The organism is uncultured Sphingosinicella sp., from assembly GCF_963974575.1.
GTDB lineage: Bacteria > Pseudomonadota > Alphaproteobacteria > Sphingomonadales > Sphingomonadaceae > Sphingosinicella.
The window spans coordinates 257,097-275,411 of the sequence record NZ_CAXBBQ010000005.1 but is presented as its reverse complement, the minus strand read 5'-3'; the positions used below and the strand labels follow the sequence as shown (position 1 = coordinate 275,411).

The 18,315-nt window shown below is 64.6% G+C and carries 17 protein-coding genes; 6 read left to right on the top strand and 11 right to left on the bottom strand.

Annotation, left to right across the window (positions count from 1 at the left end):
- The first annotated feature begins 174 nt into the window (after positions 1–174).
- Positions 175–816, top strand: coding sequence for a lysoplasmalogenase family protein (locus tag AAC014_RS11520; RefSeq protein WP_339708579.1), 642 nt, complete (start codon positions 175–177; stop codon positions 814–816).
- On the opposite strand, the gene AAC014_RS11515 is transcribed toward AAC014_RS11520, so the two are convergent.
- From AAC014_RS11515 to AAC014_RS11495, 5 genes are all read right to left on the bottom strand, one after another.
- Entirely contained in the window at positions 770–1,138 is a 369-nt protein-coding gene (locus AAC014_RS11515) for a DUF952 domain-containing protein (RefSeq protein ID WP_339708577.1), read from the bottom strand. The genes AAC014_RS11520 and AAC014_RS11515 overlap by 47 nt on opposite strands.
- Complete coding sequence (gene gyrA / locus AAC014_RS11510) at positions 1,135–3,837, bottom strand: DNA gyrase subunit A (RefSeq protein ID WP_339708575.1); 2,703 nt, start codon at positions 3,835–3,837, stop codon at positions 1,135–1,137. The genes AAC014_RS11515 and gyrA overlap by 4 nt, the downstream gene beginning before the upstream one ends.
- Positions 3,838–3,915: 78 nt before the next feature.
- Entirely contained in the window at positions 3,916–4,323 is a 408-nt protein-coding gene (locus AAC014_RS11505) for a type II toxin-antitoxin system death-on-curing family toxin (RefSeq protein ID WP_339708573.1), read from the bottom strand.
- On the bottom strand, positions 4,320–4,547 hold the full coding sequence (locus AAC014_RS11500; RefSeq protein WP_339708571.1) for an AbrB/MazE/SpoVT family DNA-binding domain-containing protein: 228 nt from the start codon (positions 4,545–4,547) through the stop codon (positions 4,320–4,322). The genes AAC014_RS11505 and AAC014_RS11500 overlap by 4 nt, the downstream gene beginning before the upstream one ends.
- Before the next feature lie 31 nt (positions 4,548–4,578).
- Positions 4,579–5,841: a glycosyltransferase gene (locus AAC014_RS11495; RefSeq protein ID WP_339708569.1), complete on the bottom strand. Its 1,263-nt coding sequence runs from the start codon at positions 5,839–5,841 to the stop codon at positions 4,579–4,581.
- Positions 5,842–5,918: 77 nt separating this feature from the next.
- Here AAC014_RS11495 and trmFO point away from each other — a divergent pair, with 77 nt between their 5' ends.
- Positions 5,919–7,247, top strand: coding sequence for a methylenetetrahydrofolate--tRNA-(uracil(54)-C(5))-methyltransferase (FADH(2)-oxidizing) TrmFO (gene trmFO / locus AAC014_RS11490; protein ID WP_339708713.1), 1,329 nt, complete (start codon positions 5,919–5,921; stop codon positions 7,245–7,247).
- Here trmFO and AAC014_RS11485 read toward each other — a convergent pair.
- Entirely contained in the window at positions 7,244–7,687 is a 444-nt protein-coding gene (locus AAC014_RS11485; protein ID WP_339708567.1) for a histidine kinase, read from the bottom strand. The two genes, trmFO and AAC014_RS11485, sit on opposite strands and share 4 nt — an antisense overlap.
- 57 nt (positions 7,688–7,744) lie before the next feature.
- Positions 7,745–8,395: a squalene/phytoene synthase family protein gene (locus AAC014_RS11480; protein WP_339708565.1), complete on the bottom strand. Its 651-nt coding sequence runs from the start codon at positions 8,393–8,395 to the stop codon at positions 7,745–7,747.
- Between the two features lie 91 nt (positions 8,396–8,486).
- On the opposite strand from AAC014_RS11480, the gene AAC014_RS11475 reads away from it, so the two are divergent.
- Genes AAC014_RS11475 through AAC014_RS11465 form a run of 3 tightly spaced genes read left to right on the top strand, consistent with a single transcriptional unit; the run spans position 8,487 to position 11,616 of the window.
- Positions 8,487–10,340, top strand: a complete 1,854-nt coding sequence (locus tag AAC014_RS11475; RefSeq protein WP_339708563.1) for a pilus assembly protein TadG-related protein — start codon at positions 8,487–8,489, stop codon at positions 10,338–10,340.
- Between the two features lie 8 nt (positions 10,341–10,348).
- On the top strand, positions 10,349–10,957 hold the full coding sequence (locus AAC014_RS11470; RefSeq protein WP_339708561.1) for a TadE/TadG family type IV pilus assembly protein: 609 nt from the start codon (positions 10,349–10,351) through the stop codon (positions 10,955–10,957).
- Entirely contained in the window at positions 10,954–11,616 is a 663-nt protein-coding gene (locus tag AAC014_RS11465) for a TadE/TadG family type IV pilus assembly protein (RefSeq protein ID WP_339708559.1), read from the top strand. The genes AAC014_RS11470 and AAC014_RS11465 overlap by 4 nt, the downstream gene beginning before the upstream one ends.
- 6 nt (positions 11,617–11,622) lie before the next feature.
- On the opposite strand, the gene ettA is transcribed toward AAC014_RS11465, so the two are convergent.
- Genes ettA through AAC014_RS11445 form a run of 4 tightly spaced genes read right to left on the bottom strand, consistent with a single transcriptional unit; the run spans position 11,623 to position 17,064 of the window.
- A complete protein-coding gene (gene ettA / locus AAC014_RS11460; protein WP_339708557.1) occupies positions 11,623–13,305 on the bottom strand; it encodes an energy-dependent translational throttle protein EttA in 1,683 nt (560 codons plus the stop codon).
- A 44-nt stretch (positions 13,306–13,349) separates the two neighbouring features.
- Positions 13,350–14,360: a polysaccharide deacetylase family protein gene (locus AAC014_RS11455; protein WP_339708555.1), complete on the bottom strand. Its 1,011-nt coding sequence runs from the start codon at positions 14,358–14,360 to the stop codon at positions 13,350–13,352.
- Positions 14,357–15,532 carry a hypothetical protein gene (locus AAC014_RS11450; RefSeq protein WP_339708553.1) on the bottom strand — a complete coding sequence of 392 codons (1,176 nt, stop codon included), beginning with the start codon at positions 15,530–15,532 and terminating at the stop codon, positions 14,357–14,359. The genes AAC014_RS11455 and AAC014_RS11450 overlap by 4 nt, the downstream gene beginning before the upstream one ends.
- Positions 15,533–15,543: 11 nt before the next feature.
- Positions 15,544–17,064, bottom strand: a complete 1,521-nt coding sequence (locus tag AAC014_RS11445; protein ID WP_339708551.1) for an MBOAT family protein — start codon at positions 17,062–17,064, stop codon at positions 15,544–15,546.
- Between the two features lie 113 nt (positions 17,065–17,177).
- On the opposite strand from AAC014_RS11445, the gene AAC014_RS11440 reads away from it, so the two are divergent.
- Entirely contained in the window at positions 17,178–18,314 is a 1,137-nt protein-coding gene (locus tag AAC014_RS11440) for an aminotransferase class I/II-fold pyridoxal phosphate-dependent enzyme (RefSeq protein ID WP_339708549.1), read from the top strand.
- Position 18,315: the final 1 nt, after the last annotated feature.

Below are 18,315 nucleotides of genomic sequence, written 5' to 3'. Positions count from 1 at the left end.
AAGCCAAATATGCCGCCGCAGCATGTCGCGTCCGTGACGGTCTGCGTCAAGCCTTGATGCGATGCATAGATGGCACAGCCATGGTGAACCGCGCTTGAACCTCGTTCAGGCGTGTAAGCGCACGATAATCTGCTAAATCCATAACACGACTCGATCCCCGGGGGTGATCCTGCCATGGCTCAACGCATCGCGCTTCCCGCAAGCCTCGCCGCAATCGCGGCGATCGCCTACTTCATCGCCATGAACGCGGGGCTGCCGTTCGCGCTGCATGTCGCGCTGAAAGGCGCCTGCGTCACGATCCTCGCCATCGCCGCCGCTATGGCCGCGCGCCGCACCGATGGGTGGCTGCTTGCAGGCGTCATGGCCTTCGGCGCGCTCGGCGACATGTTGCTCGAATTCGACCTGATGATCGGCGCGGCCGCTTTTGCTGTCGGCCACGTCGTCGCGATCTGGCTCTACCTCCGCAACCGGCGCGCCGGGTCGATGCCCATCAGCCAGCGCGGCGCGGCGCTCGCGCTGCTGCTCTGCGCGCCGCTCCTCTATCTGATCGCGGGGCCGGCCGCGAACGCGGGGATCGCGCTCTACAGTTTCCTGCTCGCCGCGATGGCGGCCGCAGCGTGGACGAGCCGCTTTTCCCGGTACCGGACGGGAATCGGCGCGATCCTCTTCCTCGCCTCCGATGCCTTCATCTTCGCGCGCCTCGGAGGCCGCATGGCCCCGGAGCAAGCCGCGCTCTTCATCTGGCCGCTCTATACGGCGGGGCAGATTCTCATTTTCGTGGGGGTTCGGCAGCGACTAGCGGCGGAGGGGCGTTAACCATATCCCCAGCCGTCCCCACCTGTAGCGGCTCTGCGCGCACTACCGCGGTGAGGGGCAGCGGGCCGTAAATGTGGGGAAACAGCTGGCCGCCGCGTGAAGGTTCCCACTTTACGCCTTGCAGCTTCGCAAGATCGACTTCGACGAGCACGAGATCGTCTCGTCCCGCGAAGTGTTTTGCCGCGGTTTCGGCGACCTGATCGGGCGCGGAGAGGTGGATGTAGCCGTCCGCCAGATCAACGGGCGCGCCGGCGAACGTGCCTTCGGCGTTCAGGCTTTCCCACTCGCCGCGCGTGAGGATCTTGTAGGCGGTGGGGCTCATTCCGTGGGCGCGGCTTCTGCTTCCTCGACGTCTTCGCCTTCGGCGTCTTCCTCGCCATCGGTTTCGATCTTGGCGGCGGAGACCACGTGTTCGTTGTCGGCGACGTTGAACAAGCGGACGCCGGCGCTGTTGCGGCCGATAACGCGAAGCGTGTCGAGGCCAAGGCGGATCATCTTCGCCTGATCGGTGACGAGCATCAGCTGCTCGCCGTCGTGCGCCGGGAAGCTCGCCACGACGGGTCCGTTGCGGGCGATGTTGTCGATATTGCCGATGCCCTGCCCGCCCCGGTTCGTGCGGCGGTACTCGTAGGCGGAGGTGCGCTTGCCGTAACCGTTCGCGCAGACGGTGAGGATGAACTCCTCGGCGGCCGCGAACTCGGCCATGCGCTCGGGCGACAGCGTCGGTTCGTTCTCGTTGTCCTTCCACGGCGCAGCGCGGAGGTACGCCTCGCGCTCATCGGGCGTTGCTGCGAAGCTGCGCAGGATGGAGAGCGAGATGACCTCGTCATCGCCCTTCAACGTCATGCCGCGCACGCCGGTCGAAGTGCGGCTCTGGAATTCGCGCACCGCGGTCGATTCGAAGCGGATCGCCTTGCCCTGCCGCGTGGCGAGCAGCACGTCGTCGTCCTCGGTGAGCAGCGCGACGCCGATCAGACGGTCGTCGCTGTCTTCATCGAAACGCATCGCGATCTTGCCGTTCGAAGGCACGTTGGTGAACGCATCCATCGAATTGCGGCGCACGGTGCCCTTGGCGGTCGCGAACATCACGTGGAGCTTGCTCCACTCCGCCTCGTCCTCGGGGAGAGGAAGCACGGTGGAAATGACCTCGCCGTCGGCAAGCGGCAGCAGGTTCGCCATCGCCCGGCCGCGCGCCTGCGGCGCGCCTTCGGGGAGCTTCCACACCTTCATGCGGTAGACCTTGCCCGCCGTGGAGAAGAACAGCACGGGCGTGTGCGTCAGCGTCACGAACAGGTTCGTGATCGCATCCTCGTCCTTCGTGTTCATACCCGAGCGGCCCTTGCCGCCGCGCCGCTGCGCGCGGAAGCTATCGAGCGGCGTGCGCTTGATGTAGCCGCCCATCGTGACGGTGACGACCATCTCCTCGCGCTCGATGAGGTCTTCATCATCAATGTCGTCGAGGTAGGGCACGATTTCCGTGCGTCGGGGCGTGGCGTAGCCTTCCGAAACGGCGACGAGTTCCTCGCGCATCACCGCGTAGAGCTTTGCGCGGTCGCCGAGGATCGCGAGCAGCTCGGCGATCGAAATCGCCAGCTCCTTGAGTTCGGCGCCGATCTCTTCGCGGCCGAGCTGGGTGAGGCGGTGCAGGCGAAGATCGAGGATGGCGCGGACCTGCGTCTCGCTCATCTTATAGGTGTCGCCGTAGACGGCGCCTTCCACGGCCTCGACGAGTTCGAGATAGGGCCGGATCTCGCCCATCGCCCACTCCCGCGCCATCAAGGTTTCGCGGGCTTCGGCAGGGTTGGAACTGCCGCGGATGATGCGCACGACCTCATCAAGGTTCGACACCGCAACGACGAGGCCGAGCAGGATGTGGGCGCGGTCGCGCGCCTTGTTCAGCTCGAACTTCGAGCGGCGGGTGATCACTTCCTCACGGAAGGTGATGAACGCCGCGATGATGTCGCGCAGGTTCAGCAGTTCCGGGCGACCGCCGCGGATCGCCAGCATGTTGAAGGCAAAGCTCGTCTGCGCGGGGGTGAAGCGGTAGACTTGGTTCAGCACCACTTCGGGGGTCGCATCGCGCTTCAGCTCGATGACGACGCGCACGCCCTCGCGATTCGATTCGTCGCGAATGTCGGACACGCCCTCGATGCGCTTGTCTTTGACCGCCTCGGCGATCTTCTCGACAAGGCCCGCCTTGCCGACCTGGAACGGAATTTCAGTGAGGACGATCTGGCGGCGATCACCGCGACGATCCTCGACAATGCTGCGCGCGCGCATGATGACCGAGCCGCGCCCGGTGGTGTAGGCGCTGAGCAGCCCGCCCTTGCCCATCACCATCGCGCCCGTGGGGAAGTCCGGCGCCGGCACGAACTCCATGAGCTCCTCGACCATGATCGCCGGATTGTCGATGAACGCCACCGCCGCCGCCACGACCTCGCCGAGGTTGTGGGGCGGAATATTCGTCGCCATGCCGACCGCGATGCCGCCCGCGCCGTTCACCAGCAGATTCGGGAAGCGCGCCGGAAGCACCGAGGGCTCGCTTTCGGAACCGTCGTAGTTCGGCACGAAATCGACAGTATCCTTGTCGAGATCGGTCAGCAGTTCATCAGTGACCTTGGCGAGGCGCGATTCGGTGTAGCGCATCGCGGCGGCCGCATCCGGGTCCATCGAGCCGAAATTGCCCTGACCGTCGATCAGCGGCACGCGCATCGACCAATCCTGCGCCATGCGGACCAAGGCATCGTAGATCGCGCTGTCGCCGTGCGGGTGATACTTACCCATCACGTCACCGACGATGCGCGCGGACTTGCGATAGGGTTTGTTCGCCGTGAAGCCGTTTTCGTAGGCGGTGTAGAGAATACGGCGGTGGACGGGCTTCAGACCATCGCGAACATCGGGCAGCGCACGCGACACGATCACGCTCATCGCGTAATCGAGATAACTCGTCTTCATCTCCTCGACGATCGAGATGGGGCGGATATCGGACGGCTCGGCGCCGCTGGTCTCTGGGGCGTCCACTCGGTTTCCTGTACGCTCTGGGGATTATGGTCGGCTTTGACCGATGTCTCTACATGCGCGCGCGCGTGAAGGCCAGCGTTACGATTGGATGACGGCGAGCCGCGAACGGAACCAGTCGGCAGCCGCATCCTCGGGGAGCGTGCCCGCCGCCAGATCGAGCATCATGGCGATCGCATCCGCGGCGCTGAACCGCAGTTCATGGCCGTTCAGTGCAAGGAACAGGCGCGCGATCACCCACGCGGTGCGCTTGTTGCCGTCGATGAACGGGTGATTGCGGGCAATGCCGAATGCATAGGCGGCGGCAAGCGCGGCGGGATCGTCTTCGCCATAGGTCCAGCGGTTGACGGGCCGGGCCAAGGCCGATTCCAGAAGCCCGGAATCGCGTACTCCGGCCCCTCCGCCATGTTCGGCAAGCTGGCGATCATGAATCGCGATGGCATCCTTTGGATCGAGCCAGTTTGGCTCGATCCGCTGATCGACCGTCATTGCGCCAGAACGCGCAGAATATCGCGATCCTCACGCATGATCTTCTCGGCGAGCTTCATCTTCGCCTCGAAATCGGGATTGGATGCCGTGAGGCGCACGCCATCGGGCGATTCCGATACGTAAAGCGTATCGCCAAGCTCGACACGCAGACGCGCAAGCAGCTCCTTCGGCAGGATCACGCCTGTCGAGTTGCCGATCTTCACGAGTTTGAGCGATGCGTTCATACGCACGTTATAACGGCGATGGCCGCAAATATCAACGGGGGAAGAGTCCGGCGAGCACCGCCTCTACCTTTTCGAACTGCGCCGCGCGCGTCAGCCCGTCCGCCGCGCCTGCGGGGAGATCGGGGAGGCGACCGTTTGCGCGCTCCGCGAGCTTTTGCGAAAGCCAATCCGCGATCGTCGCCGGGTCGTTACTGACGAGGCCGATGCCCGTGCGCCGGATGATGTCCGCCGCCTCGCCTTCCTGCTGGCCGTGGCACAGCACCGGCCGGCGGGCGCCGATATATTCGTAGAGCTTGCCGGCAACGACGTGCTTTTCGCCTTCGGTGGAAAAGCGCAGCAGCAGCAAGATATCCGCCGCGCGCTCGATGCGCAGCACCTCGCCGCGCCCGATCGGCGGGTGTGCCTGCACCAGATGGGCAACGCCCGCGCGCTCGGCCATCGCCATCGGCACATGGCTGTCCTCGCCCCAGAAATGCACGACGAGCTTCGCGGGATCGGGCTTCAGGAGCGCAAGCGCCGCGAGCAGCGGCTCGGGTGAGCGGCCGCCGTTGTAGGTGGACCCCGCGTGCACGATGCTGAGCCGATCGGCATCGAGCGCCGGCACGTCTTCCAGGCCGACGAAATCGGCCGGATCGTAGCCGTTCGCCGCGCACACGACAGGCTTTCCGTAGCGCCGCGCGAGAATTTCCGCGCTGCCTTCGGTCACCGCCACCAGCGCCGACGCCTTAGAGAGCGCGCGCCGCTCCATCCAGCGGTTGACGCCATTCGCGATGAAGCTTTCGTTCTGGTAGATATTGTCCGCCCAGAGGTCGCGGAGTTCAGCGACGAAGGGCACGCCCCACGCACGCGACAGCCGCGCCGCCGCCATGTGGCTCGAATGCGGCGGACCGGTGGAGAAGATCGCATCGGGCTTCCAGTCCCACGCCAGCGCGGCCTCGACCGCCGGCTCGATCCAGGTGATGTGCGGATCGGGGAGGTAGGAAAGCTGCCAGATCAGGCGTCTGAGGCCGCCCGGCTGCGCGGCGGTTTCCACGCTCGCCTTCGCGCCCGGCTTCGGCTGATCCGCCTCTGTCATCGGCGCCGCCCGCCCACGCCGCACATAGGGCACGGCGGTGATGCGCTCGGTGGGAATCTCGGGGTCGACCGCCGCCGGAAACTGCAGATTCTGTCCCGAAAGCACCCGAACGTCGTGGCCGCGATCCAGCAGGAAGCGCGCGAATTTCGGCGCGCGCACGGTCGCCGTAGGGGCGTTCGGCGGGTACAGCCCCGTGACGATCAGGATGCGGCGCGACATTCGGCAAGGCTCATCGCAAAGAGCGCGCCACCATGCAACACTGGACGCAGGCACCCCTTCCCCATATTTCCGCGCGGATGAAAACACATGTTCACGTCATTGGCGGCGGCCTCGCCGGTTCGGAAGCCGCATGGCAGCTCGCACGCGCAGGCGTTCCCGTTGTTTTGCACGAGATGCGGCCCGTGCAGGGGACGGACGCGCACCATACGGACGGGCTTGCCGAACTGGTCTGCTCGAACAGCTTCCGGTCGGATGATCCCAATGCGAGCGCGGTGGGCGTGCTGCACGAGGAGATGCGTCGGCTGGGCTCGCTGATCCTCACTTGCGGGGACGCGGCGCGGGTGCCCGCGGGCTCGGCGCTCGCCGTGGACCGCGACGATTTCTCGGCGCGCGTAACCGCCGCCATCGAAGCCGAACCGCTGATCGAGATCCGCCGCGAGTGCGTGGAGGGCCTGCCGCCGGCCGAATGGGGCCAGACCATCATCGCCACCGGGCCGCTCACCGCCGCGCCGCTCGCCGAAGCGATCCGCGCGCAGACGGGCGAGGACGCCCTCGCCTTCTTCGACGCGATCGCGCCCATCGTCCACCGCGAGAGCATCGACATGGAAACCGCGTGGTTCCAGTCCCGCTACGACAAGGGCGACGGCAAGGACTATATCAACTGCCCGATGGACGAGGCGCAGTACGGCGCGTTCATCGACGCGCTGATGACCGGCGAGAAGACCGTGTTCAAGGAATGGGAGGCGAACACCCCCTATTTCGAAGGCTGTATGCCGATCGAGGTGATGGCGGAGCGCGGGGCGCAGACCTTGCGTTTCGGGCCGATGAAGCCCGTGGGCCTCACCAACCCGCGCACGGGAAAGAAGGCCTACGCCGTCGTCCAGCTTCGGCAGGACAACGCCTCCGCCACGCTGTGGAACATGGTCGGTTTCCAGACCAAGCTGCGCCACGCCGAGCAGGTGCGCATCTTCCGCAGCATTCCCGGCCTGGAGAACGCCGAGTTCGCGCGGCTGGGCGGGCTGCATCGAAATACTTTCATCAAATCGCCGGTGCTGCTCGACGGCAGCCTGCGCCTGAAATCCGATCCGCGCATCCGCTTTGCCGGGCAGATCACCGGTTGCGAAGGCTATATCGAAAGCGCCGCAGTGGGGCTGATGGCCGGGCGCTTCGCGGCCGCCGATGCGCACGGCACCGCGCCCGACCTGCCGCCGCGCACGACGGCGCTCGGCGCGCTCCTGGCGCACATCACGGGCGAGGCGGTGGCGGAGACCTATCAGCCGATGAACGTGAACTTCGGCCTGTTCCCGCCGTTTGACGCACGCGTTCCTAAAAAGTCGCGGAAAGCGGCCTATGCGGAACGGGCGCTTGCCGATCTCGATGCATGGATCGCCGCCGAGGCAGGTTAGTCAGCGCAGCTGCAATCGGCTTTCGGCTTCGTGGCGGCGCGCACCGTCCGCGTCTTTTCGAACTCGACGGCCACGAGGTCGCCGGACCTGTCGGCATCGGCATCGTCGAAGCGCGCATTCTGCTTCACGGCGTATTCCGCGAAGCTGAGCACGCCGTTGCCGTCCGTATCGAACCTGTCGAACGATTGGCGGCGCGCGCGCAGATACTCTTCGCGGCTAACGCTGGCGTTGCGATCGCGGTCGTAGCGGCGGAAACGCTTTTCCTCGCGCGTCGCCTCGCTCGCCTGCGGCGGCTCGGGCAGCGCGGCGGGAGCAGCGACGGGGGGCGGCTCCGGTAGCGGGGCGGTTTCCGGCTCGTCGTCCACGCTCACCACGACGGCTGCCGCCACGAGCAATGTTACCGCAATGCCGCCGACCGCCCAGCGCCAAACCATTGTCATCCCTACCCTTTCGATGCGACTCGCGGGATAGAGCCTAACGAGTTCGTTCCGGCAGTGTCACGCTTTCCCTGTCAGCACGTGGCGCAGGATGGCGAACTGCCGTCCTGCCGCGCCGCGCGGCTCCCGCTTGCCGGCAGCGTCGCGCCGGGCGACGGCGGCAAGCGCGGTGACGGGCCGAACGGCGGGCGGGAAGCGCATGCGGCCAGGCTCCGGCACGGCCATCTCAGCGCCCCGGCGGCGCGCCGACGCCATCGCCCAGAACCGGCCGGCATCGGCGAGCCCCATGGGTTCCTCGGCCCCCAGAAAGGTAGCAGCGCAACGGAAAAGCTGCGCTCCGCTCTCGCCGATCTCGGCACCGTCGAGCACATCCATGTGCGCCTCCGCGAGCGCCGCTAGTTGTACCGGATCCAGCGCTGCAGCTGCGACCGCAGCCAGAACGGGCTGGCCCGCCACCGGCTTTTCGCGCGCGCCTTCGACGCTATCGCGCCACCATGCGAGCCGGATCATGCCGATCTGCGGCTCGGTTGTCGTGCGGACCACATCGGCGAGCGACAGATCGAAAGCGTGGAGCGCAAAAAGACGCGGCCTTGCGGCGGGCGGCGCGAACAGCGTCGCGACGTAGCGGTCCCGGTCTTCGGCCCGCACAAAAGCTTCCGTTTCGGAAATCGTTTCGGCAACGCCCGGAATTCCGCCGATCCCGTCTCTCATTAACCAGTCACCTCAACAGCTTCTTAGGCATTTCCCCTTATGCATCCTTGATCATGCGCCTGTTCGCAGGCGGTGCACGGGGGTGAACACTATGTCGCTGGGCAGCAATACGCCGGGCCATCGCATGAAAGCCATGCAGTCGTCGACCTTTCTTTCACGCCTGAGACGCGACCAGAAAGGCAACGCGCTCGCCATCGTTGCAGCATCCGTCATTCCGCTCGTCGGCGCCATCGGCGGGGGCGTCGATCTCACCCGCGCCTACATGGCCGAGGCCCGACTGGCGCAGGCCTGTGATGCGGCTGCGCTCGCTGGGCGCAAGGTGATGACGAAGGACGACACGGACAGCGGCGGCTCCGTGCTCGACAATTCGACCGCCGATCAGGAAATCCAGAAGTTCCTCGATTACAATTTCCCCGAAGGCAAGTTCGACACGGGCGAGATCACGCGCACCGCGCAGGTCGATGACGAGGGCGAACTCACGATCACGCTCGCTACGACGATCTCGACGCAGTTGCTGCGTATCACGGGCATCCAGTCGATGAACATCAGCGCCGAGTGCTCCGCCCGCCGCTCGGGCGTGAATGTCGACGTCGTTCTTGTCGTTGACGTGACCGGATCGATGCGGTGGGACGTGGACAGCAACAGCGGAAGCGACAACGAGCGTATGATCGCACTGCAGGGCGCTTCCAAGAAGTTTCTCGACATCCTCAAAGACCTTCAGGATCAGCTGAGCGGCAGCGGGCTTCGTGTGCGCGTCGGCATCGTTCCCTATTCGCAGGGCGTGAACGTCGGCAAGCTGCTCTACGATGAAAACCCCGATTACATCGATTACTCGGGTGAGCCCTATTCAACGAACATCGGCGAGCCGTACATGGAGACCGTGAGCGGAAAATACGCCTGGAAGAATTATTCCGTGACGGGCTCTTACGACGATGAAAATCTGGATCTCGACCAGTTCGTTTCCCTCGGGCTCGCGGAAACGACGCCTGCCAATCCCTATGCGTGGAAAGGCTGTGTCGAGGCGCGCGGCACAGTCACGACCATCGACGCATCGAGCTCACCCTACACAACCATCCCGGTGGGTGCGTGGGACGTTATCGACGCTGCGCCGGGCACGGAAGTCGAGGGGCAGATCGCGCCGAAATGGCGGCCTTATTTCGCATCGCCCTGGACGAGTTCATCGGTCGGCGGTGTCAGTGTAACCGGCAACAAGTACCGGCCAAATGCGACGTACATGGACATTACGAAGCAACCCTGGGCCAACCTCAACTGGCGTATGCAGAATGACAGCTACACGTACTCGAGCAAGGCAGTTCGCTATGACACGAGCTACTCGAGCCTGACAGCGGCAAGCCACTACGCGGACGGCGTGGCCACGACCGGGCCCAACAAGAGCTGCCCGAACGAGGCAAAGCTGCTTACGCAAATCGATGCCGACGGCGTGACGGCGCTCGGTAGCTATATCGATGCCCTCAAACCTGCCGGCGGCACCTATCACGAGCTCGGCATGTACTGGGGTCTGGCACTTATCAGCCCCGGTGCGCCGTTCCCCAACGAAGACACTTACCTTGCCCCCGGACACACGGGCGAGGAACGGGGCGTCAACCGTTATCTCGTCTTCATGTCCGACGGTGAAATCGATCCCGGCATCAGCTATTCGGCCTATGGCCAATATCTGTGGGATCACCGAACGCGATCCAACACCACCGAACCCAAGCCCGAACATCGCGCGCGTTTCCGCATGATCTGCGAAGCGGCGAAGAAGCAGGGCATCAAGGTTTCAACGGTGGCATTCTCCACCTCGATCGGCACAACGGACAAGAACGCGATCCAGGACTGCGCAAGCTCGGAAGACGATTATTATGTCGCGGAGACCGCCGAAGATCTGAACGAGGCTTTCGAGAAGATCGCGCAGAACATCGGCTATCTCCGCGTGTCTAAGTAGGCACCGCCATGAAGCGCCTCCGCAACCCGCTACGCCGTCTTCACCGGGATGAACGCGGCAGCTATATCATCGAGTTCGCTTTGCTGAGCCTGCCGATGATAACGCTGCTGATGGGCGGCATCGAGCTCGGCTATCTTGCCTATGCGAAATCGAACGTTGAAGGTGCGCTGCGTGAAGTCTCGCGCCTCGCCGCGACCGGGGGCTCGACCCCGGAGGAACTCGACGCGATCCTCGACGCGAAAATCGGGCAGATCAAGGGCGCCCACGCGGAGATCGATCGGAAGAGCTACTCCAGCTTCGGAGCCGTGGGCCAGCCGGAACCACTTACTTCCGATGTCGCGCCTCTGGGCGGTGAACCGGGGCCCGGCGACTGTTTCCTCGACATCAACGGGAACAAGCAGTGGGATGCGGATCGCGGCAGCGACGATCTCGGCAATGCCGAAGACATCCTTTATTATGGCGTGACGGTTACCTACCCGATGATCTTCAAGCTGACCTCAAGCGTCATCAACGGCGGCAATAACGACATGACGATCGAGGCCAACGCCGTGATCAAGAACGAGCCGTTCAGCAACATCGAGGTGCCCGACCCCGAGGAGGAGTGCATTCCTTCATGACAACGAAACGGGTTCGCCTCCTAAAGCTTCGGGCATCGCTCCGTAAGAACGAGTCTGGTGTCGCGTTCATGGAGTTCGCGTTTGCGCTGCCATTTCTGATGGTTGCGCTGCTCGGCGGGCTTGAGCTTGTCCATCTCGCGCTGACGCACCAGCAGCTTTCGCGCATCGCGACCTCAACCGCCGATCTTGCCGCACGATATCGGGCAAGCATCGACGAAGTGGACGTCAACACGCTGTTCATGGGCTCGCAAATGTCGGCATCGTTCGACGATTTCGACACGAACGGCCGCATCGTCCTTAGTTCTGTCACGCGCAATCCTGCCGATGACGGGCACTGGGTCCGCTGGCAGCGCTGCGAAGGCGCCCTCGCACGGGCAAGCGAGATCGGCGACGAAGGCGAAGGCAAGGACGATGCTACCATCGACGACGTGAATGGCATGATCGTCACGGACCCGAACAACGTGCTCGTCGCCGAAGTGACCTATCGCTACACGCCGTGGTTCTTCCCGGTGAGAAGCAGCATATTGAGCAGCATCGCGCCGATTTTCACGGAACGCGACATCACCTATACGTCGGCGTTCATCGCGCGCGAACTGACGCTCAGGAACATCACCAACACGACCGGGCTCGCCGACGGAGACCGCAGGCTCTGCTCCTGACCCCTTCTACCGCGTGAGCTTCTTGTAGCTCATGCGGTGCGGGCGGTCGGCTTCGTCGCCGAGGCGGCGGCGCTTGTCTTCCTCGTAGCTTTCGAAGTTGCCTTCGAACCATTCGACATGGCTGTCGCCTTCGAACGCGAGGATGTGCGTGGCGAGGCGATCGAGGAAGAAGCGGTCGTGGCTGATGACCACGGCGCAGCCGGCGAAATTCTCCAGCGCCTCTTCGAGGGCGCGCAGCGTTTCGACGTCGAGGTCGTTGGTGGGCTCGTCGAGCAGCAGCACGTTGCCGCCCTTCTGCAGCATCTTCGCCATGTGAACGCGGTTGCGCTCACCGCCTGAAAGCTGGCCGACCTTCTTCTGCTGATCGACACCCTTGAAGTTGAAGGCGCCCACGTAGGCGCGCGTCGAGATGTCGTGTTTGCCGAAGTAGAAGCGTTCGTTGCCGCCCGAGACCTCTTCCCAGACGTTCTTGTTCGCATCGAGATGGTCGCGGCTCTGGTCGACATAGCCGAGCTTCACCGTGTCGCCGATCTTGATCGAGCCGCTGTCGGGCGTTTCCTGCCCGGTGATGAGCTTGAATAGCGTCGATTTACCGGCGCCGTTCGGGCCGATGACGCCGACGATACCGCCCGGCGGCAGCGTGAATTCGAGGTTTTCGAACAGCAGCTTGTCGCCGTAAGCCTTGGTGAGGCCCTTGGCTTCGATGACCGTGCTGCCGAGGCGCTCGGGCACCTGGATGAGGATTTGCGCGGCGCCGGGGCGACGATCGTTCTGCTTTTCGACCAGCTCGTCGAACGCCTTGATACGTGCCTTGGACTTCGTCTGGCGCGCCTTGGGCGACTGACGGATCCACTCCAGCTCTTCCTTGATCGCCTTTTGGCGGCCCTCGTCCTCGCGGTCCTCCTGCGCCATGCGCTTGGCTTTCGCCTCAAGCCATTTGGAATAGTTGCCCTCGAACGGCAGGCCGCGGCCGCGATCCAGCTCCAGCACCCAGCCGACGACATTGTCGAGGAAGTAGCGATCGTGGGTGACGAGGATGACGTTGCCCGCATAGTCGATCAGGTGCCGTTCCAGCCACTGGACGCTTTCGGCGTCGAGGTGGTTGGTCGGCTCGTCGAGCAGCAGGACTTCGGGCTTTTCCAAGAGCAAGCGGCAGAGCGCAACGCGGCGCTTTTCGCCGCCCGAGAGGTTCTCGACGCTCGCGTCGCCCGGCGGGCAGCGCAGCGCGTCCATCGCGATTTCAAGTTGGTTGTCGAGCGTCCAGCCGTCGACGGCGTCGATCTTTTCTTGAAGCTCGCCCATTTCGGTCATCAGCGCGTCGAAATCCGCGTCTTCGGGCGGATCGGCCATGATGGTCGAGATTTCGTTGAAACGGTCCATCATGTCGGCGACCGGGCGGACGCCGTCCATGACATTTTCCTTCACGGTCTTCGCCGGATCGAGCTGCGGCTCCTGCGAAAGATAGCCGACGCGAACGCCTTCGGCAGCCCAGGCCTCGCCCTGGTAATCCTTGTCGTAGCCGGCCATGATCTTCATCAGTGTCGACTTGCCGGCGCCGTTCACGCCGATGATGGCGATCTTGGTGCCCGGCAGGAACTGCAGGTGGATATCCTTCAGAACCGGCTTCGGCGCGCCGGGGAAGGTCTTGGTCAGACCCTTCATTACAAAACTATACTGGTAGGACGCCATGCCGCCGCCGCCTTCTCACGTGATCTTTCGGATTTGCGGCGCGTCTAGCGCAGCCGCTCGGCGATGTCGAGGATGCCGGAGAGATAGGCGTCGATGCTCGCTTCGCTTACCGTCCGGCCGTCCAGGAACCGCCGCAAGCGATATGGGTTCGTACCCGGCGCGTTCAAGCCTTCGGTGACGAGCGTCGCGGATTTGATGCCCGCCTCGGCGAGCATCGCCTCCCCGCGCGGGTCGAAACCACCGCTCGGGTAGCAGAAATGATCCTGATGCGCGCCGCCAAGCATGGCGCCGAGCGAGGCGCGGTTGTCGGCGAGTTCCTGCGGCAGCGCGTCGATGTAGCGGTGCAGGCCCTTGTGGCGGTGCGTATGGAGCTGGATATCGAGGCCCCGGCGGGCGGCATCCGCCACCTCTTCGGGGCGCATCAGATGGAACTGACGCCCCGACCACCACGGCTCCGTACCCATGCCGAGACGGTTCGCCACTTCCGCGAGGCCGACCATGCGCGGCTGGAAGCCGACATCGTCGACAGCGGTGCGCAGGCGGTCCCCCGCCTTGTCGCGGCTCGCGGCATCGCCGAGGACGAGCGGCGCTTCGAGGCCGGGAAGGACGCCCGCAAGGTCATAGCTGCCTGCGGGTGCGCGCTCGGCGAGATAGTTCGCGACGACGTTCGCGACCGGGCCATCGTTTTCGACATAGTAAGTCGAGACATAGACGGTCGCCGGAAGGCCGCAGGCTTCGAGCGCGGGGAGCATGTGCGTATAGGTGGAGGCCCAGCCGTCGTCGATGGTGATGACCGTGGCGCCCTTCGGCAGCCTGTCCTCCGCGAGCATGTCCACCGCTTCGCCGAGCGGCAACACCGGATAGGGCGAGGCCGCAAGCCACTTCATTCGATCTGCGAACTGCCGATGCGGCATGAACAGGCGGTTCCCGAACGGTGCGGCGTCCAGTGTCCAAAGGCCGTGGTAGCAGAGAATGCGCAGCTTCCCCGCCGTCAGTGCGCGCGCCGCCGCAAAACCGCCCAGCGCGCGGGCGGAGCCGAGCAATGCCTGCTTCACCGTGATGCGTCCTCGAACGCCGCGTCGATGCGCCGTACGGCTTCGGGGTGCAGCTTGCCGTAGGCGGCAAGACCGTCGCGCAGTTCCCCGATCCGCGCCTCGACATTGTCCGGTGTCAGCACCAATCGATCGTCGAGCGAGGTGTTCATGATGAGGACCATGCGGTCTCCGAGTGCGGGTTTGAAATGACCGGCCTCCCAATACCACCGCATTTGCGTTTTCGTATCCCCATCTTCGGGTACGGCTTCTCCCGTCACCTCGTCGACGCGCGTGAACATATAGGTGAGGATACCGGTGCGCGCCGAAAACGCCGCCAGATCGCGGAGCCAATCCTCGTAGGCCGGCCAAAGACCGGCCTTCTGAAAGCTGAGAAGCAGGTCGGCATGATACGGATACGTGAAGAGGGTGAGCGCAATCCGCCGGGTCTTCGCCGTCTGCACCAGGTCTTCAAGCGCATCGAACTCCGGGTTCTGTTCCGGGCCCCAACGCACGCGCTTGGGGCCTGCCAGATAATATTCCAGGTTTTCCCGGTTCCGCTGGCGAAACAGCCCTGCATGGCCCTCCTCCGCTATAATGGCGGGATACTTGCCAATACCGTAGAAACCGGCGGGGGTGAGCGTTTCGGGCGAAGCGCTATGCTGCTCGACAAGGGCGCCCGCCGTGTCGGTGAGCGCATCGAGCGACAGCAGGAGCTTGGCGGCGAGTGCCGCGCGCTCGGTGACGTCCGGCCGGGGCGGCAGCACGACGGGGCCGCCCTTGCGCCAATCGGCTTTTTCCACCGTGAAGTTGATGAAATCGAGACCAACGAAGAGCGCCCGGGGCTGGTGGGTGAAGAGCGCTGTTTCGACGGCCTGGACGAGGTTGCGCATACCGACGCTTGGCAGGCCGAGGTTGTAGACGGGCTGCATTTCGGACGGCCAGACGCTAGATTCGGGATCGATCCCGACATAGACGCGGCTGTTTCCGGCAACGAGCGTGTTCGGCTGCATCCGTTCGTACTGCCGCAGTTTCACGGGGAGCATGTGCTTGCCCGCCGCGGGGCGGTAGCGATTGACGCCTTCGATGACGGGCGCGTTCCAATAGGCGTAGGGATCGACGAGCCATGCAAGGCCCGCGACGCCTGCGACGATTACCAGCACAGTGGCGGCAAGAATGGCGAGATAGCGTTTCACGGGCGCTGCCTTCAGAACTGGAAATAGAGGAATTCGGACACCTGGTTGAGCGCGAGCAGCCCTGCAGCAGCAAGCGCCCCTGTAAACATGGCCCAACGCACCGCGGGCCGCCACGACAACCGCACAGCGGTCGCGGCCTCGAAGCCGAGACCTGGACGATACCTGCCCATGATCTGCTGCGTGTTCGGCGCAAAGCGCGCGAGCGCGAACAGGATGATGATCCAGAGCCACGCCGCGATGAACACGCCGCCGCCGCCGATTGAAGCCTCCACCCCAAGCGCCTCCAGCCCGCTGCGCAGCGGCCCGAGGCGCGCGAAGATGGCCGTGGGCAGCGACACCCCGTTCAGCCCTGCCATCCCGGCGAGGATTCGCCCGGCACCGTCCAGCGTCGGCGCGCGGAACGGCACCCACGCCGCGACCACGACAAGGAAGGTCAGCAGCCACGCTACTGCGGGATACAGGCGCGCGCTGCCAAGCGCGGTGGGCACAAGCCGCCGCCATGCATGGTTCACGACAAGGAACATGCCGTGCAGCGCGCCCCAGAGCACGAAGGTCCACCCCGCGCCGTGCCAGAGGCCGCCGAGGAGCATCGTCGCGAGCAGATTGGCATGGCGGCGCGCCCGTCCCTTCCGGTTGCCGCCGAGCGGAACGTAGAGATAATCGCGCAGGAACCGCGACAGCGTCATATGCCAGCGGCGCCAGAAATCGATGATGTTTGCCGCCTTGTATGGCGAATTGAAGTTGAGCGGCAGCCGGATGCCGAACAGACGCGCGGCGCCGATCGCCATGTCCGAGTAGCCCGAAAAGTCGAAATAGAGCTGGAACGTGTAGGCGAACGCCGCGCTCCACGCGGTGAGGAGGTCGGGCGAACGGCCTGCCTCCGCCGCATCGAACACGGGGGATGCGTAGCCGGCGATCCCGTCTGCCAGCACCGCCTTCTTGAACAGGCCGATCGCGAAGATGGTGATGCCCACTGCGAAGTTTTCGGCGATCGGCCGGAACGTTTCCGGCAGCCGGAACTGCGGCACCACATCGCGGTAGTGGACGATCGGCCCGGCAATGAGCTGCGGGAAGAAAGCCACGAACAAGGCGTATTCGAGCGGACCCACATCGCGCGCGAGGCCGCGGTGGCTGTCCACGAGAAAGGCGATCTTCTGGAAGGTGAAAAAGGAGATGGCGAGCGGCAGGACGATGGGGCCGATCGCCCAATCCGCGCCGGTAAGCGAATCGACCGTCGACACGAAGAAACCGGCGTATTTGAAATAGCCGAGCGTTCCGAGATCGACAGCGATGCCCAGCCCGAGCAGCCAGCGCGACGGACGGCGGGACAATGCACGTCCGACGACATAGTTGAAAGCCGCAATGCCGATGAGAAGCGGCAGATAGGCGGGGTTCCACCACCCGTAGAACACGAGCGATACGGCGACGAGCCAGCCCATCGCCACCCGCGTACTCGCGCCCGCAAGCACGAAGAAGCCCGCCACGGCGACCGGCAGGAACAGCAGGATGAATTCGTAGCTGTTGAAAAGCATCGTCTTGTCCGCGCCTCTATAGCGGGGAAAGTCTTGCCAAGAGATGCACTTTGCAAGCGCGGACAGCGCTCACCGCCCTTGCGCGTGTCTGCGCGCCTCTCTAACCCGCAGCCATGACTGCTGAAATCGATCCCTTTCACGCCCTTGCCATCAGCCGCCTTGCGCACCGCCTTTCGGCGGAGGGGCGCGAGGTCATCCACATGGAGTTCGGCCAGCCTTCGACCGGCGCGCCGGCCAAAGCCATCGCCGAGGCGCACCGCATCCTCGATACGGACGGCATGGGCTATTGGGAGAGTATTCCGCTCAAGACGCGCATCGCCCGCCACTATCAGGAAACCTACGGAATCGCGCTCGACCCCGAGCAGATCATCCTGACGAACGGCGCATCGCCCGCGTTCGTTATGGCGCTTTCCTGCCTGTTCGCCCCCGGCGCGCGCGTCGCGCTCGCGCGGCCGGGCTATGTCGCCTACCGCAACACGCTGAAAGCGCTGCACATGGTGCCGGTGGAGCTGCCCTGCGGCGAGGCGGAACGCTACCAGATCACTGCCGCAGCGATCGAGGCGCTGGAGCCCGCGCCCCAAGGCCTGATCGTCGCGAGCCCCGCCAATCCCACCGGCACGATCATCCCGAAGGACGAACTCGCAGCGATCACCGAAGTGTGCCGCCGCCGCGGCATCCGCATCATCTCCGACGAGATTTACCACGGCCTCAGCTACGTGGGCCCTGCGCACTCGATGTTGGAGTTTTCGGACCGCACGCTCGTCGTCAACAGCTTCTCCAAATACTTCAGCATGGCGGGCTGGCGGCTCGGCTGGCTGGTGGTGCCGCCCGATCTGATCGGCGCGGCGCGCGCGCGCATGAGCAACCTGTTTTTGACCCCGCCCTCGCTCGCGCAGCACGCAGGACTTACCGCCTTTGAATGCCGCGACGAGCTGGAGGGGCACATCGCCACCTATGCCCGCAACCGCGCGCTCCTTTTGGAAGCGCTACCGAAAATGGGGCTGCGCCGCATCGCCCCGCCCGACGGGGCCTTCTACATCTATGCCGACATCGGCCACCTGACCGACGACAGCATGGCTTTCTGTATGCGTATCCTTGAAGACACCGGCATCGCGACGGCGTCGGGCATCGATTTCGATCCGGTGGAAGGCCACCACTTCATGCGCATCAGCTTCGCCGTTTCAACCGACCGGGTGGAGCGCGCCATCGCGCGCCTCGAACCGTGGTTTGCAAAGCTAAACGCGCGCTGAC

What these genes read in the sequence shown, in the direction of transcription:
- AAC014_RS11520 (WP_339708579.1), top strand. Translation starts at nt 175, where the DNA reads ATGGCTCAACGCATCGCGCTTCCCGCAAGCCTCGCCGCAATCGCGGCG.
- AAC014_RS11515 (WP_339708577.1), bottom strand. Translation starts at nt 1,138, where the DNA reads ATGAGCCCCACCGCCTACAAGATCCTCACGCGCGGCGAGTGGGAAAGC.
- AAC014_RS11505 (WP_339708573.1), bottom strand. Translation starts at nt 4,323, where the DNA reads ATGACGGTCGATCAGCGGATCGAGCCAAACTGGCTCGATCCAAAGGAT.
- AAC014_RS11500 (WP_339708571.1), bottom strand. Translation starts at nt 4,547, where the DNA reads ATGAACGCATCGCTCAAACTCGTGAAGATCGGCAACTCGACAGGCGTG.
- AAC014_RS11495 (WP_339708569.1), bottom strand. Translation starts at nt 5,841, where the DNA reads ATGTCGCGCCGCATCCTGATCGTCACGGGGCTGTACCCGCCGAACGCC.
- trmFO (WP_339708713.1), top strand. Translation starts at nt 5,919, where the DNA reads ATGAAAACACATGTTCACGTCATTGGCGGCGGCCTCGCCGGTTCGGAA.
- AAC014_RS11485 (WP_339708567.1), bottom strand. Translation starts at nt 7,687, where the DNA reads ATGACAATGGTTTGGCGCTGGGCGGTCGGCGGCATTGCGGTAACATTG.
- AAC014_RS11480 (WP_339708565.1), bottom strand. Translation starts at nt 8,395, where the DNA reads ATGAGAGACGGGATCGGCGGAATTCCGGGCGTTGCCGAAACGATTTCC.
- AAC014_RS11475 (WP_339708563.1), top strand. Translation starts at nt 8,487, where the DNA reads ATGTCGCTGGGCAGCAATACGCCGGGCCATCGCATGAAAGCCATGCAG.
- AAC014_RS11470 (WP_339708561.1), top strand. Translation starts at nt 10,349, where the DNA reads ATGAAGCGCCTCCGCAACCCGCTACGCCGTCTTCACCGGGATGAACGC.
- AAC014_RS11465 (WP_339708559.1), top strand. Translation starts at nt 10,954, where the DNA reads ATGACAACGAAACGGGTTCGCCTCCTAAAGCTTCGGGCATCGCTCCGT.
- ettA (WP_339708557.1), bottom strand. Translation starts at nt 13,305, where the DNA reads ATGGCGTCCTACCAGTATAGTTTTGTAATGAAGGGTCTGACCAAGACC.
- AAC014_RS11445 (WP_339708551.1), bottom strand. Translation starts at nt 17,064, where the DNA reads ATGCTTTTCAACAGCTACGAATTCATCCTGCTGTTCCTGCCGGTCGCC.
- AAC014_RS11440 (WP_339708549.1), top strand. Translation starts at nt 17,178, where the DNA reads ATGACTGCTGAAATCGATCCCTTTCACGCCCTTGCCATCAGCCGCCTT.